This window comes from Methanofollis sp. UBA420, from assembly GCF_002498315.1.
Lineage (GTDB): Archaea > Halobacteriota > Methanomicrobia > Methanomicrobiales > Methanofollaceae > Methanofollis.
Genome location: NZ_DAGX01000002.1, coordinates 746378 through 759882, shown reverse-complemented (window position 1 = coordinate 759882; position 13505 = coordinate 746378). Strand labels below are relative to the sequence as shown.

Sequence of the window (13505 nt, the reverse complement as noted above, 5' to 3'; positions counted from 1 at the left end):
TCCCTTTCCGCCGCGGCATGCCTGCCATGCTTCTATCATAATCATTAATTACGGCCCGCCTCCACACCCTATGCACACAGGACCATGACCATGCGCAGAGAACTACGAGAACACGCCGGGATATATCTCCGTGGCCTGATGATGGGGGCCTGCGACGTCATCCCGGGCGTCTCGGGAGGGACCATCGCCCTCATCACCGGCATCTACGAGCGCCTGATCGGGGCGATCGGCGCCGTCGATCCCGGGTCGCTGAAGCACGTGCTGCACGGCGACTTCGGGGCGTTCAGGAACGACCTCGAAAAAATCGACTTCCCCTTCCTGGTCGTCCTCCTTGCCGGGATCGCCACGGCATTCCTGGTCATGTCGGGAGTCATCCTGTACCTCCTGGGATACCACGGGGTCGAGACCTACTCCTTCTTCATCGGGCTGATCATCGCCTCCGCCGTCGTCCTCTTCCGGGAGATCCGCTCGCCCGGCCTTGCGGGCCTGGCCTTCCTTCTCGCCGGAACCGTCGCCGGGTTTTTCCTGACCGGCCTCGGCCACCTCGACGCCGGCCACTCCCTGCCGGTGATCTTTCTGACCGGGATGGTGGCGATCTGCGCCATGGTCCTCCCCGGCATATCGGGCGCCTACATGACCCTCATCCTCAACCAGTACGAGTTCATGCTCGCGGCGCTCAAGTCATTCGCCCTCCCCGAGATCGTCACCTTCATGGTCGGCGGCCTCACCGGTCTCCTCCTCTTCACGAAGGCCCTCAAATATCTCCTGAAGAACCACAAGACCGCGATGCTCGCCTTCCTCACCGGCCTGATGCTCGGTTCGACCAGGATGCTCTACGAAAAGGCCGCTATGTCCGGCACCATCCTCGTCGACGGCGGCATCTTCCTCATCGCCGGCATCGTCGTCATCGGCATGGTGGAGTACGTAAAACGGCGCTAGGGTCGGGCGGTGCCTGAACCCCCTCTTTTTCCGGGATTACCATGAAAACCACCTGGGTGGTTTTCAAAGAACCGCTTGAAACTTCGTTTCATGCCCGATTAATCGGAAAACGTACTTGTGCAGGCAGGTGCAAGAGGTACGGAAGATATCATGTTCATCGGGATCGATCATGGCACAACGGCCATGCGCTTTGCATCCGAGGTCGACCACTTCAAAGTCTCGCGCGAGGCCGCGCGGGACTTTTCGGTCCGTGACCTCGAACGTCTCTGTCCTCTCGACGAGATCGAGGGCATTGCGGTCTGCTATTCGATGGGAGACGGCATATCGACCATCACCGACATCCGCAGGGTCGAGAACCGCGGCGTCGTCTCGCAGGAAGGCGCGGGCAAGCACATCGGCGGGGGGACGCGGGTCTTCGACGAGGTCACCGCAAGCGGCATCCCTGCCGTCGTGATGCCGGGCATCCACCGCGGCTCCCCGACAGATCCCCGGTTCAAGGCGTACTCCCACCAGACAAGCCCGGAGAAGATCGGGATCGCCTACGAGGTCTGCCACGACCTCGGCCCCGACGTCGTGGTCTGCGACACCTCCTCGAACACCGTCACCCTCCTGGTCTCCGTGGGGCGGATCGTCGGCGCCTTCGACGCCTGCGTCTTTGCCCCGGGCACGCAGCACGGCGCCCTGGACGTCGACGCGATCCGGAGGATCGACGCGGGGGTCGAGACCGCGAACGAGGCCTTCCTCCATGCCGGCGTCTCCCACACCCTCCCGCCCGAGGAGCAGGACAGGACGATCGCGATGTTCGCGGCGATGGAGTGCGCCGCGATGCTCCTCCTCAACCCCGAGGCTCATGTGGCCCTGGCCGGGTCGAAGGGGCCCATCGTGGCCGAAGAGGTGAGCGCGTTGCTCGGCCGCCCGGTCGCGGTCTATGACGAGTGGTGTGCGGCCCGCGGCCTTGCCCGGATAGCGCGGGACGTCTTCTCCGGAAAAAAGGAGATCCTGGGACTTTCCGTTGACCTCTGACGCCGTGCCGGGAACCGTGGCCCCGCGCAGGAAAGAGTCCGGGTGCCTCCCTCCCCCTTCCCCGGCGGGCAGGCAAAACTATCCGTGAAATATTATTTGCCGGGGTATTTTTTCGTTTCCGGTTTTTTCCTTCTTTTCGGAAGGTTGAAACCCGATGGGGTTTTTCATTTATATGGTACATTGATGTCCCGGGATATGCATGAGTGGATAGGGGTTTTTCCCGCGATTCCGGGTCGATTGTCCCCTACACAAGATTCTTATTTATTAATCATGATAAATTCTATGGGGTAGTCTGAGTGAGAGAGTTACGCATCCATGGCAGGGGTGGGCAGGGTTCTGTCACTGCTGCCGAACTGATCGCCGTCGCTGCATTCGAAGACGGCGTCTATTCGCAGGCATTTCCTGCGTTTGGAGTCGAACGGCGCGGCGCCCCCGTGCAGGCGTTCGTCCGGTTCAACGACGCGAAGATCCGCCTGCGCAGTCAGGTCTATGAACCCGACTACATCATCGTCCAGGACAGCAGCCTGATCCGTGACGTCGATGTCTTCGGCGGTCTGAAGAAGGGGGGCATCGCGATCGTGAATACAGAACGCTCGATCGACGCCGCTGTTCCCGAGGGGGTCAGGCTGATCACCCTCGACGCCACCGGCATCGCCCTTGAGAAACTCGGTGTTCCGATCATGAACACCACGCTCATCGGCGCCTTCGCCGCGGCGACCGGCGAGATCGCCCTCCCCGCGATCAGGAAGGCCCTTATGCGGCGCTTCCCGGGAAAACTTGGCGAGAAGAACGTGGCGGCAGCCGAATATGCCTACAAACTCGTGAAAGGTGAGGCCTGATGGGGTTGAATGTCGGGTGCGCCGCCGCACCGGGCCGGGCGCGGGACAATAAGACCGGGTCCTGGCGGGTCTTCAAGCCTGTTTTCAAGTACGACAAATGCGTGAAATGTGGTCTCTGTGAGGTCGTCTGTCCCGAGGGCTGTGTGTACGAAGGCGAGGACGGCTATTACCACCCTGACTATAACTATTGCAAGGGCTGCGGCCTCTGTGCCGAGGAGTGCCCTGTTGATGACATCGAACTCGTCCAGGAGGCGAAGTAAGACATGATGGAGATTCTGGAAGGTTCCCATGCGGTCGCCGAGGCCGTCAGGCTCTGCCGCCCCCAGGTGGTCGCGGCATACCCGATCACCCCGCAGACCCATATCGTCGAGGCGCTCGCGAGCATGGTCGCCGACTGCAAACTGGACGCCGAGTATATCTGTGTGGAGAGCGAGTTTTCGGCCCTTTCGGCCTGCCTCGGGGCAAGCGCCGCGGGGTCCCGCGTCTACTCCGCGACCACCTCGCAGGGCCTTGCCCTGATGTTCGAGGTCTGCTTCAATGTGGCCGGGATGCGCCAGCCGGTCATCATGACGATCGCAAACCGCGCCCTCGGTGCGCCCCTGAATATCTGGAACGACCAGCAGGACTCGATCTCCCTGCGGGACTCGGGCTGGCTGCAGTTCTACGCCGAGGACAACCAGGAGGCGACAGACCTCCACTTCATCGCGTACAAGGTTGCCGAGGACCACAGGGTCCTCCTGCCCGCGATGGTCTGCTTCGACGGTTTCATCCTGACGCACACCTACGAACCGGTGGACATGCCCTCGCAGGAGGCGATCGACGCCTTCCTCCCGCCGTACAAACCGGTCACCATCCTGGACGCGAAGAAGCCGATGTCCCTTGGCATGTACGCCACCCCCGACTATTACATGGAGTTCAGGTACGAGATTGACCAGGCCCAGAAGCGGGCGAAGGAAGTCTTTGCCGAGGTCGGCGCCGAGTTCGCCGCAAAGTTCGGCCGCGACTACTCCGGCCTGGTCGAGGGCTACCGCCTTGAGGACGCCGACATGGCGTTTATCGCGCTGGGCTCGATCTGCGGGACTGTCAGGGAAGCGATCGACGAGATGCGGGCCGAAGGGAAGAAGGTCGGCCTGCTGAAGATCCGCAGCTTCCGCCCCTTCCCCTCCGAGGAGATCAGGGCCGCCCTCTCGGGCGTCTCGAAGGTCGCAGTCCTCGACAAGAACATTTCCCTCGGCCAGAAGGGCGCGGTCGCGCTCGAAGTGCGGGACGCCCTGTACGGCAGCGGGATCGACGTGAAAGGCTACATCCTGGCCCTCGGCGGCAGGGACGTGCGGCAGGCCGATATCAAGGCGATCGCCGACCTCCTCGAAAAAGGAGAGGGCGACCAGTTCTTCGGCCTGCGGACGGAGGTGCTCTGAGATGACCGAGGAATGCGAACTCTTTGAGTGCGGCCACCGCGCCTGCGGCGGCTGCGGCCCGGCCCTTGCGGCCAGGCTGATCATGAAGGCGACCGGCGAGAACACGATCGTCGTCGCCTCCACCGGGTGCATGGAGGTCTTCTCGACCCCGTACCCGGAGACGGCGTGGGGCGTGCCCTGGATCCACTCCCTCTTCGAGAATGCCGCGGCCGTGGCGTCCGGGATCGAGGCATCCCTCAAGAAGCAGGGGCGGGACGAGCATGTCGTCTGCATCTGCGGCGACGGCGCCACCTTCGATATCGGGATGCTCTGCATCTCCGGCGCCTTCGAGCGGGGGCACGACATCACCTACATCTGCTACGACAACGAGGCCTACATGAACACCGGCATCCAGCGCTCGGGTGCGACGCCGTACGACGCCGACACGACGACGAGCCCTGCCGGCAAGTGTTCGACCGGCAACCAGCGGCCGAAGAAGGACCTCCCGGCGATCCTGGCGGCCCACGGCGCGGCCTATGTGGCCACGGCCTCGATCGCCTACCCGAACGACCTGATCAAGAAGGTGCAGCGCGCCGTCTCGACGCACGGCCCGAACTACATTCAGGTCCACGCCCCCTGCGCAACCGGCTGGGGCTTTGACGGCTCGCAGACGATGGCGATCGGCCGCCTCGCGGTCGAGACCGGTCTCTGGGTGAACTACGAGATGATGAACGGCGAGGTCGAGCGTGTGCGCAAGGTCGCCCACAGAAAGCCCGTCGACGACTACCTCTCTGTCCAGAAGCGGTTCCGCCACCTCTACCGGCCCGGCCGGAACGAGGAGGAGATCGCCAAGATCCAGGCGATCGCCGACGCCAACGCCAGAAAGTTCGGGGTCGACCTGAACATGAAGAAGGAAGAGTGACCGGGACCCGGTCAGTCGATCTTTTTTTGCCGCCCTGATGGCTGGATGATCAGGCAAGAAATCCTTTATAGGGTCGTATCTAGATGTGTCATCAGAGACGTCTCTTCTGCTTTCGCCTGATGGTGACGACCCATGGAAATGGAAAACAACACTCCGAAAAACGGCGACAAGGCGCTGGGTGTGCTCTTCGGTGTCATTCTGTATGGTATCTGGGCTCTTGCCCTCACGTACCTCTGTGCCCTGTTCGTCCCGGCACGGACCATGATCGATAGCCAGACAGTATGGTGGTTCATCGTCGGCCCGGTCATCTTCTTCGTCGTCGCCGGGCGGTATCTCCTCTATGACAGGAGGGCGGGCAGGCGGCAGGAGACCGAAGGACGCCTCGGTATGATGAGCGCTCTTTCTGGTTTTATTATCTGGCTCCTTGTGGTGACGGCCCTTGAAATGTCAGGTGCCGTTGTGCCGGCACTGGCAAACGGTCTTGGAGGGTTTTGCCTCATCTTTATCTCTGCCTTTCTTTTCCCTCACCTGATGTGTGCCCGGGGTCAGGGTATTTCCTGAGGGTGAACCGTATCGCCGCCCCCTCTCCCGGACGGCCCGCCACGCGGTCGTCCGCCCGGATCGTCCCGCCGTACCAGGTCACCAGGGACCGGCAGATATGGAGGCCGAGACCTTTGCCCGATGCCTTGGTCCTCCCACGCCTGAAGCGCTCGAAGACGGCGCCCTTGAGGTCGTCAGGGATGCCCGGACCGGTGTCTTCGACCGAGACCTCCACCTTATCGCCGCGATCGGCAACGGCGATCCTGATCTCCGTGCCGTCGCCGCCATGCTTCAGGCTGTTCCCGATGAGGTTGGCGAAGACCTCCCCGAGGAGATTGTCCGCGACCACCACCGCGTCCGTGCCGTCGTACAGGATCCCCGTGTCGGGATGATGGGCGACCTCCTCCCTGATGACGCGGTCGAGAGAGATGGGCGAGAGGTCAGTCTTCTTCTCGTAGGTCTTCCTGATCGTCCCGACATTCCTGATGATCTCGACGCTCTTCTGCGCACCGGCCAGGGCCTTCTCGGCGTACTCTTTCTGGTCGTCTGACAGGTCCGACTCTTTCAGGAACTCGAGGTACGCGAGGGTGACGGTGTTCGCGTTGTTGATGTCGTGGAGGAGGATGTCGATGTAGAGGTTTGCCTCCTCGTTGGCAACTTCCAGTTGTCCGGTCCTCTGGTCCACCATCTCTTCGAGGTCTCCGCTGTACTCTCTGACCTGCTCCTCAGACTCCCTCAACTTTTCGATGGTCTCCTTGAGACGCCCGACCATCATGTTGACGCTCTCTTCCAGGCGGGCGAACTCGATCCCTTTTGTCGCCCTGATCCTGTGGTCGAGGTCGCCCCGCGCGATGATCCCGACGTCCTCCACGATGGCGTCCACCGGGCGGGTGATGTACCAGGAGGAGGCGAGGGCGACCAGCGCCCCGAAGAGGACGCCGAGCATCCCCGTGATGATATTGAACAGTTTGACCGCGTTGATGTGGTCGACCCTCTCCTGCAGGTTGTAGGTGACCTCGACGATCCTGGCGTTCTCGTCTGTCCCCCTGTCAGGGTCGACGAAGAGGTACCTGGTCATCCTGTGGGTCTCTTTGTCCATGACCGCACCGTCTGCCTGCGTCGTGAGGACCTGTTGCAACATCTCCGGCCCCAGCGTCCCTGCCGTCGTGTTCATCGGGTCGGTGAGGTCGATGACCAGGTCTCCGGCAGCGTCGTAGACCCTGGCCGATTCCATGAACGGGTTGACCTCCCGCGCTTTCGCGACGATGTCCTGCTGGTAGATCGCCGGTATCCCGCCCTGCTTTGGGATGATGACGGCCACTTCCAGGAGATAGGACCCGTCCGGCGTCAGGTCGTATGCGCTGGTGGTGACCGAACCGTCGGAGTTCGTCCTGACCTCCCATGTGGGCTGGAAATGCCTGCTGTACCTGACAACGTCGGCGACCTCGGTGGTTCTGGTGAGGTGCACCGATGTCGCGGTGTTTTCGCCGAACAGACGGTGCAGATATTCCTCCAGCGCCCGGGTGTCGGGCAGGGACGCATTGTCCGGCGGCGGGGTGTACCCTGTGACGTACGTGTCGAGGATGGTGACCATCTCCGTGCTGTAGTCTCTTCCCCTGTATGCATCCTCTCTGTTGACCAGGACGACGGCCTCGCGGATCATCTCGTCGGTATGGTCCATCACCTCCTCGTACGCCTCGACGATCTCGCCACTCACTTCGAGATACGAGATCGTCGAGAGAAAACCGATGGTGGCGCTGATGACCAGAAAAACGAAGAACAGCACGTAATGAAGATACGGCCTTCTGTCCCGGGAGGTGGTGCTGGTCTTATTCATGGGGTGTACCGGAATTGCTGCACAGGTGTCATTTTCGTACGATATTTTCTATTGTTATCATTCGATTATAAAATTATCTATTTGTAAAACTCTTGATATATTTATTTTTATCATAATATTCTGCAGAATTATCCTCTATGAGGGGGGTTATTATATATGTGCCCCCGTGACCGGGGCTGGCCGGCGGTCTCGTGACCATCCCGGAACCGACAGGGCTGTTGTCCGGCCTCCTCTGGTGTTCACCTGCAGCAGAGGCTGCACGGATAGAGGTGCGATTGTACTTTTCCTGTATGGCCCTGAGAGTGATGCTCTGATGAAACGCCCCCTGCCCCGGCATCGGGTCGTCTGCCTGAAGGGGAGAGGAAAAAGAGGACTCTGGAGAAAGTTTACCTCACTCCTGCCGTCTTCGCATCAGCAGGAAGGGGAAGAGGAGCACAACCGCCACGGTGAGCCAGACGCTCCCGAAGATATAGAGGAGACGCTCCCGTGCCGGGTCGTAGAAGCGCACCTCGGCAGAACGCACGCGGTCGAATGCGATCGCCGTCGTGTTGTTCTCCGTCGAGACCTTCCCCCCCTCGCTCACCCGCCCGAGGAGGGGGTTTTTGACGGCCTGGCCTTCAGGGAGGGTGACCGTGATGTTCGAAGGCTCGGTAAAGATCAGCTGGAGGTTCTTCTCCGTGATCGGGCCCTCGTAGGTCACCGTCACATTCCCCTTCTCGAAGGCGATGGTGTTCCGGTTCTTCTGCGTGTAGGTGCAGTTCTCCCCGCACGCCCCGGAGACCGTCACATTTTTGCCCGTAAGGGGCACCCTCTCCCCGAGCATCCCGGGCTCCCAGAAAGAGTATTCACTCGCGTTGACGAGGGTGACCTCCCCCCGGTAGGCATCGCCGCCGGGGAGCACCGTCACCGTCGCCTCGAAGGCCGCGGCAGGCGCCAGCAGGATTACAAGTGCAAGACAGAGAGCAACGCCTGTTCGGTGGCGTCGATCTCGATCGGGGGTGGACACTGTTTTATCACCGTTTCCGGGTCCTTGAGGAGGTGGCCGGTCACGACGCAGACGATCTTCTCGTCGCGGTCGATCGCACCCTCCTCCACGAGTTTCTTGATCCCCGCCACCGAGGCCGCCGAGGCCGGTTCGACGCCGATCCCTTCCTTCTGGGCGAGGGCACGCTGCATGGCCAGGATCTCCTCGTCTGTCACCGAGGCCGCAGTGCCGCCGGTCGCCCTGATGGAGATGAGGGCCTTCTCGGCATTCACCGGTGCGCCGATCCTGATCGCGGTCGCCACCGTCTCCGGGTGCTCGTCCGGCACGACCTCACCGAGGTTGCCCTGGATCGCACGCACGAGAGGCTGCGAGCCGGCGGCCTGGATGCCTGTCATCTTCGGGAGGCGGTCGATGAATCCGAGAGTCTCCAGTTCTTTCAGCCCCTTGTAGACTGCGGAGATGTTGCCCGCGTTGCCGACAGGGAGGACGAGCCTGTCCGGCACCTCGCCGAGCTGGTCGACCGACTCGAAGCCGATGGTCTTCTGCCCCTCAAGCCGGTAGGGGTTGATGGAATTGAGGAGGTAGATGCCATGCTTGATACAGAGTTCGCGGACAAGGGCGAGGGCCACGTCGAAGTTGTCGCGGATCGCGATCACCTTGGCGCCGTGCATCAGCGCCTGGGCGACCTTGCCGAGAGCGACCTTCCCCGCCGGGAGGAGGACGACAGCCGGGATGCCCGCCTTTGCGGCGTACACCGCAAGGCTTGCCGAGGTGTTGCCGGTGCTCGCGCAGGCCACGCTCTTCATGCCGAGCTGAATGGCCATCGAGACGCCGACAGTCATGCCGCGGTCCTTGAAGGAGCCGCTCGGGTTCATGCCCTCGTGTTTGGCATAGAGGTGGGGGAGGCCGAGTTCCTTTCCGAGCCTCTCAAGGTGGTACAGGGGTGTTCCGCCTTCCTGGAGGGTGACCGGCTTGATGGTGACCGGCAGGAGCTCCCGGTAGCGCCAGACCGAGAGGGGGCGCTGTTCCCACTCCTTCTTTGTCACGCTGATCGCGTCAAGGTCGTAGTTGACGGTGAGCAGGTGCCCGCATTTTTTGCAGGTATAGATGATCTCGCCGGGCGCGTATTCGGCACCGCAGTGGATGCACGAGAGACGGTACATGGAAGAGAGTAGGTCGTCAGGGTAGATAAAATTCGGGACGCTACCGCCCTATCCGGGCGGTGATGAGAAAGAGAAGCCAGAGAATACAGGCTGCAACGACGCCCGTCCAGGGGTAGAGGTCGGCCGGGACGAGTCCGGCGGGCCCTGCGGCCGCAAGGCCGAAGGCCGCGGCGCACATCGCGCCCGCATAGATGGCAGGCCTCTGGTCGCCGCTGCCTGTGACGATCTTCCCTCTCGTCCGGTGGTCGGAGAGGGGGAAGAGCCAGGCGACCCCGCTCTTCGTGCACGAGTCTTCGAGGAGGTGGCCGATTGCCCCGCCCAGGAACCCGAGGAGGAAGATGGTGAAGCCCATGTCCCAGGGTATCGCGAAGACGATGGCCCCGATCACCCAGGCATAGAAGCCGAGGAGGGCCGTCATCAGCACGACGCCGATGAGGGAGTGGAGGACGCCGCGGTGCCGGGGCATGCCCCTCTCCCCGCAGAGGAGGATGAAGGGCAGGGAGATCGGGTAGTAGATCAGGTAGCGGATGCCGTAGCCGAAGACCGGGAGGATGACAAGCCTCTTTCCCCTGCCGCCCGGCACGCGGGTGTGGAAGATTGCGGAGTCGTTTGCGTCGGCGTCGGGCGCGAGGGCCCCGATGAAGACGCCGAAGAGGCTGGCGATCAGCCAGGCCGGGTGGATGGACCAGAGCCAGGGGGCGAGCACGGCGGCGGCTGTCGCAAGGCTGATGGTGATATGTTCGTTACCGTTCAAAGGCACTCCTTCCATGCAGCGTACAGGTCGGGCCGCCGGTCTTTCACGACCGGGAGGGCCGTCCGCATCGCTGAAATTTTCGTGAGGTCGATCTCGCCGATGACGAGGCCGCCCCTCTCTTCGCCGACGAGTTCCCCGTCCGGGCCGGCGATGCAGGAACCGGCCCCGGCGTTCGCGCCGGCGACATAATATTCCCCGTCGAGGGCCCGCGCCCGCACGAGGAGGTCCCACTGGGCGAGGCGCACCGCCGGCCACGCGGCAGGGACGAGGACGCAGTCGGCCCCGCAGGCCGCGTAGTGGGCGAAGAGGTCTGGGAACCTGAGGTCGTAGCAGACCGCGAGGGCGAACCTGACGCCCCCGGCCTCGAAGGTCGCCGGGACGGTGCCCGGCGTGCAGGCCGCATCCTCGCCGTCAGGGGAGAAGAGGTGGACCTTCGCATAGCCTGCGGCGACCCGGCCCTCCGGGCTGACGGCATAGGCCATGTTCCGCGGCCTGAGATAGCCTTCATAGCACGACCCGACGATCCAGATGCCGTGCTCCGCGGCGGTCCGGCAGAGGGACCGGAGGATGCGGGGGTCGGCCCGCGGCTCCGTGGCCGACCACCCGGTCGCGAATTGCTCCGGGAGGAGGAGGAGGTCGGCCCCGGCGGTCCGTGCCTCTCCGGCGAGGGCGCCGGCCCGGGCAAGGCCGTCCGCGACCGTGGCGGCGGGCGCCATGCCGGCACAGCAGACCTTCACAGCCCCACCCCCACAAGGATGGGGAAGGCCGCCTTGATCCCGGTGATCACGAACTGGACGGCGATGGCGATGAGCATCATACCCATCAGCCTGTTCACGGCGCGGTACTCCCGCTGCCCGACATGGCGCATGATCCTCTCGGAGTTGGCGAGCATCAGGTACGTGGTCCCGACCGCCAGGAGGATCGCCCCGATCACGACGGCGATGCCGACCGGGTGGCTGGACGTCGCCTCGTTGGTGAGCACGATCGCCGTCGTGATGGCGCCCGGCCCCGCGATCATCGGGATCGCGAGGGGCATCACCCCGACGTCGTCGGCGTCCTGACTCTCGTACTTCTCGGTCGCCGAGATCTTCGTCCGCGAGGTCTTCGCGTGGACCATCTCCATGCCGATGCCGAAGAGGAGAAGCCCGCCCGCGATCCTGAAGGCCTCCAGGGTGATCCCGAAGAGCTGCAGGATCAGGCTGCCCGCGATCGCAAAGAGGAGGAGGACGGCGAGGGCGTACCAGCATGCCACCCTGGCGACCGACCTTTTCTGGACCTCTTCCATCCCTTCGGTCAGGGAGACATAAAGAAGCGTCGCTGCCAGAGGGTTGATGACGATGAAAATCGATGATACGCTGAGCAGTACAAAACTCAGCATGTCGCCGCTCATGGAGAAAGGTAGGCTCTCTCCGGGTTAATGCCTTTCGAGGGATCTCTTCTGGGGCGGAAGGCAGGCAGGGAGAGGCAGTTGATCGGTGTCTCCACCGGGGGGCTGCCGCTCGTTAGGATAGGCAGGGGATGGGCAATCTCCCTCCTCGGGATCTCGTGTTCACTCTTCCCCGGTCCTATCCTGACTGGGGGTCCGGGGGCTTGCCCCCGGTCCACTCCTCGGGGAAGGCAGGGGATCGGATCTCTCCCCTGTTTCAGATTTCAGGGCAGGCGCTTGCTCTCTCTCCGCAATTTCATCGCGCACACCTGACCGGATTCCGCACTAACAAAGTCGGCCCTGTGGAGATCCGCAAAAGAAACCGCGAAGAAGAAAAGAACCGTACAGAACAGACGAGAAAAAGAAACCGGGAAAATCCCGGTATTATTTACTCGTACAGGACCGGTTCGTCGATCCTGGTGTAGGATACGATCTCGTCGCCGGCGAAGTGGATTGCAATCTCGCGGGCGGCGCTCTCGTCGGAGTCCGAGGCGTGGATCACGTTCTTGCCGGTCTCCATGCCGAAGTCTCCCCTGATAGTCCCGGGTGCGGCCTCGGCCGGGTTGGTTGCGCCGACGAGCTTGCGCACAATCGCCACGGCACCCTTGCCTTCCCAGACCATCGTGAGCACGGGACCGCTCATGACGTACTCCTTGAGGGAGGGGAAGAAGGGCTTGCTGACGTGCTCGGCATAGTGCTCCATGACCTTCTCCTCAGGGAGCATGGTGAGCCGCGCCGCCACGAGCTTGAGGCCCTTGGCCTCGAGCCGGGAGATGACCGCGCCGATGATGCCGCGCTGGACACCGTCGGGCTTGATCATCACGAAGGTCCTGTCCATCAGGTTCACTCCTTGCCGAGAGCCTTGCGGCCTGCTTCGGTCCAGGCGACCTTACGGGGGACACGCCCGAGCTTGTTGTTCTTCTGGCACTTCGTCGAGCAGAAGTAGAAGAGAGCCCCGTCCTTCCGGACGAAGAGTCTCCCCGTCCCCGGCTCAATCGTCTTGCCGCAGAAGCTGCACTTGTACGTCTCTACCATCCTTACCGCCTCGAAAGCTTCTTCGCTTCGCGCTCGGTCTCGAGGAGCATCAGGATGTCACCCTCGCGGATGGGGCCGACGGTGTTGCGGGTGATGATCCGGCCCTTGTTGTTGCCTTCAAGGACGCGGCACTTCACCTGCATGGCCTCGCCGTGCATCCCGGTGCTGCCGATGACTTCAATGACCTCTGCGGGTGTTCCGTCTGCCATTCTGAAAACCCCCTTAAGCGCGCAGTTCGCTGACCTGCTTCACGATCTCTTCGACGAGCTCTTTTGCCTTGCCGGACTTGACGATCGCCGCTGCAGCAGAGCCTACATTCAGGCCGGATGCCGCGCCGATCTCGTTCTGCTTGCTGATGAAGAGGTACGGGATCTTCTTCTCGTCGCAGAGAGGAGCAAGGTGCATGACGATCTCTTCGGGCTCGACATCGGATCCGATGAGTACGAGCTGTGCTGTACCGCGCTCGATGCACTTGGTGGCCTCGTTCGATCCCTTCTTGATCTTACCGGTGTCACGGGCGATCTCGAGCGATTCAAGAGCCTTGTTCTGGATTTCCTCCGGAACTTCGAATTTAACGTATATCTTTGCCATAACTCACCTCATTCAGGAGCGTAGATTCTCCCTCATCAATCATCAGTCGTGATT

Annotated in this window: 17 protein-coding genes; 7 read left to right on the top strand and 10 right to left on the bottom strand. The window is 62.4% G+C overall.

All coding sequences use genetic code 11. The annotated features are described in order from the left end of the window. Positions 1–138 precede the first annotated feature (138 nt). From BP869_RS03710 to BP869_RS03680, 7 genes are all read left to right on the top strand, one after another. The gene (locus BP869_RS03710; RefSeq protein WP_342677001.1) at positions 139–939 is read left to right on the top strand and encodes a DUF368 domain-containing protein; all 801 of its coding nucleotides are present in this window, start codon (positions 139–141) and stop codon (positions 937–939) included. A 150-nt stretch (positions 940–1089) separates the two neighbouring features. Next, positions 1090–1962 carry a methanogenesis marker 12 protein gene (locus tag BP869_RS03705; protein ID WP_342676999.1) on the top strand — a complete coding sequence of 291 codons (873 nt, stop codon included), beginning with the start codon at positions 1090–1092 and terminating at the stop codon, positions 1960–1962. Between the two features lie 296 nt (positions 1963–2258). Further along, entirely contained in the window at positions 2259–2801 is a 543-nt protein-coding gene (locus BP869_RS03700) for a pyruvate ferredoxin oxidoreductase subunit gamma (RefSeq protein WP_067052158.1), read from the top strand. After that, entirely contained in the window at positions 2801–3061 is a 261-nt protein-coding gene (locus tag BP869_RS03695) for a 4Fe-4S binding protein (RefSeq protein WP_300163431.1), read from the top strand. Before BP869_RS03700 ends, BP869_RS03695 begins: the two co-directional genes overlap by 1 nt. Before the next feature lie 3 nt (positions 3062–3064). Then, entirely contained in the window at positions 3065–4219 is a 1155-nt protein-coding gene (gene porA / locus BP869_RS03690; protein ID WP_342676994.1) for a pyruvate synthase subunit PorA, read from the top strand. A gap of 1 nt (position 4220) precedes the next feature. Further along, on the top strand, positions 4221–5120 hold the full coding sequence (porB, locus tag BP869_RS03685; RefSeq protein WP_342676992.1) for a pyruvate synthase subunit PorB: 900 nt from the start codon (positions 4221–4223) through the stop codon (positions 5118–5120). A gap of 132 nt (positions 5121–5252) precedes the next feature. Further along, the gene (locus BP869_RS03680) at positions 5253–5681 is read left to right on the top strand and encodes a hypothetical protein (protein ID WP_342676990.1); all 429 of its coding nucleotides are present in this window, start codon (positions 5253–5255) and stop codon (positions 5679–5681) included. Here BP869_RS03680 and BP869_RS03675 read toward each other — a convergent pair. The 10 genes from BP869_RS03675 to rpl7ae all read right to left on the bottom strand — a co-directional run bounded on the left by BP869_RS03675 (position 5623) and on the right by rpl7ae (position 13451). Next, entirely contained in the window at positions 5623–7446 is a 1824-nt protein-coding gene (locus BP869_RS03675; RefSeq protein WP_342676988.1) for a HAMP domain-containing sensor histidine kinase, read from the bottom strand. The two genes, BP869_RS03680 and BP869_RS03675, sit on opposite strands and share 59 nt — an antisense overlap. Before the next feature lie 442 nt (positions 7447–7888). Further along, entirely contained in the window at positions 7889–8503 is a 615-nt protein-coding gene (locus tag BP869_RS03670) for a DUF5803 family protein (RefSeq protein WP_342676986.1), read from the bottom strand. Next, positions 8440–9645 carry a threonine synthase gene (thrC, locus tag BP869_RS03665; protein ID WP_342676984.1) on the bottom strand — a complete coding sequence of 402 codons (1206 nt, stop codon included), beginning with the start codon at positions 9643–9645 and terminating at the stop codon, positions 8440–8442. The genes BP869_RS03670 and thrC overlap by 64 nt, the downstream gene beginning before the upstream one ends. A gap of 40 nt (positions 9646–9685) precedes the next feature. Beyond that, on the bottom strand, positions 9686–10399 hold the full coding sequence (locus BP869_RS03660; RefSeq protein WP_342676982.1) for a metal-dependent hydrolase: 714 nt from the start codon (positions 10397–10399) through the stop codon (positions 9686–9688). Continuing rightward, positions 10396–11136, bottom strand: coding sequence for a carbon-nitrogen hydrolase family protein (locus BP869_RS03655; protein ID WP_342676980.1), 741 nt, complete (start codon positions 11134–11136; stop codon positions 10396–10398). The genes BP869_RS03660 and BP869_RS03655 overlap by 4 nt, the downstream gene beginning before the upstream one ends. Then, complete coding sequence (locus BP869_RS03650; RefSeq protein ID WP_342676978.1) at positions 11133–11789, bottom strand: MarC family protein; 657 nt, start codon at positions 11787–11789, stop codon at positions 11133–11135. The genes BP869_RS03655 and BP869_RS03650 overlap by 4 nt, the downstream gene beginning before the upstream one ends. A gap of 424 nt (positions 11790–12213) precedes the next feature. After that, positions 12214–12663 carry a nucleoside-diphosphate kinase gene (ndk, locus tag BP869_RS03645; RefSeq protein WP_342676976.1) on the bottom strand — a complete coding sequence of 150 codons (450 nt, stop codon included), beginning with the start codon at positions 12661–12663 and terminating at the stop codon, positions 12214–12216. Between the two features lie 5 nt (positions 12664–12668). Beyond that, positions 12669–12860, bottom strand: coding sequence for a 50S ribosomal protein L24e (locus BP869_RS03640; protein ID WP_342676974.1), 192 nt, complete (start codon positions 12858–12860; stop codon positions 12669–12671). Positions 12861–12862: 2 nt separating this feature from the next. After that, entirely contained in the window at positions 12863–13069 is a 207-nt protein-coding gene (locus BP869_RS03635) for a 30S ribosomal protein S28e (protein WP_004039246.1), read from the bottom strand. A gap of 13 nt (positions 13070–13082) precedes the next feature. Continuing rightward, positions 13083–13451: a 50S ribosomal protein L7Ae gene (gene rpl7ae, locus BP869_RS03630; RefSeq protein WP_067052131.1), complete on the bottom strand. Its 369-nt coding sequence runs from the start codon at positions 13449–13451 to the stop codon at positions 13083–13085. Positions 13452–13505 lie beyond the last annotated feature (54 nt).

Bases quoted from the DNA above. Each gene is read 5' to 3' on its own strand.
- rpl7ae (WP_067052131.1), bottom strand. From the start codon at position 13,451: ATGGCAAAGATATACGTTAAATTCGAAGTTCCGGAGGAAATCCAGAAC.
- BP869_RS03695 (WP_300163431.1), top strand. From the start codon at position 2,801: ATGGGGTTGAATGTCGGGTGCGCCGCCGCACCGGGCCGGGCGCGGGAC.
- BP869_RS03705 (WP_342676999.1), top strand. From the start codon at position 1,090: ATGTTCATCGGGATCGATCATGGCACAACGGCCATGCGCTTTGCATCC.
- porB (WP_342676992.1), top strand. From the start codon at position 4,221: ATGACCGAGGAATGCGAACTCTTTGAGTGCGGCCACCGCGCCTGCGGC.
- BP869_RS03650 (WP_342676978.1), bottom strand. From the start codon at position 11,789: ATGAGCGGCGACATGCTGAGTTTTGTACTGCTCAGCGTATCATCGATT.
- BP869_RS03635 (WP_004039246.1), bottom strand. From the start codon at position 13,069: ATGGCAGACGGAACACCCGCAGAGGTCATTGAAGTCATCGGCAGCACC.
- thrC (WP_342676984.1), bottom strand. From the start codon at position 9,645: ATGTACCGTCTCTCGTGCATCCACTGCGGTGCCGAATACGCGCCCGGC.
- porA (WP_342676994.1), top strand. From the start codon at position 3,065: ATGATGGAGATTCTGGAAGGTTCCCATGCGGTCGCCGAGGCCGTCAGG.
- BP869_RS03680 (WP_342676990.1), top strand. From the start codon at position 5,253: ATGGAAATGGAAAACAACACTCCGAAAAACGGCGACAAGGCGCTGGGT.
- ndk (WP_342676976.1), bottom strand. From the start codon at position 12,663: ATGGACAGGACCTTCGTGATGATCAAGCCCGACGGTGTCCAGCGCGGC.
- BP869_RS03640 (WP_342676974.1), bottom strand. From the start codon at position 12,860: ATGGTAGAGACGTACAAGTGCAGCTTCTGCGGCAAGACGATTGAGCCG.
- BP869_RS03710 (WP_342677001.1), top strand. From the start codon at position 139: ATGATGGGGGCCTGCGACGTCATCCCGGGCGTCTCGGGAGGGACCATC.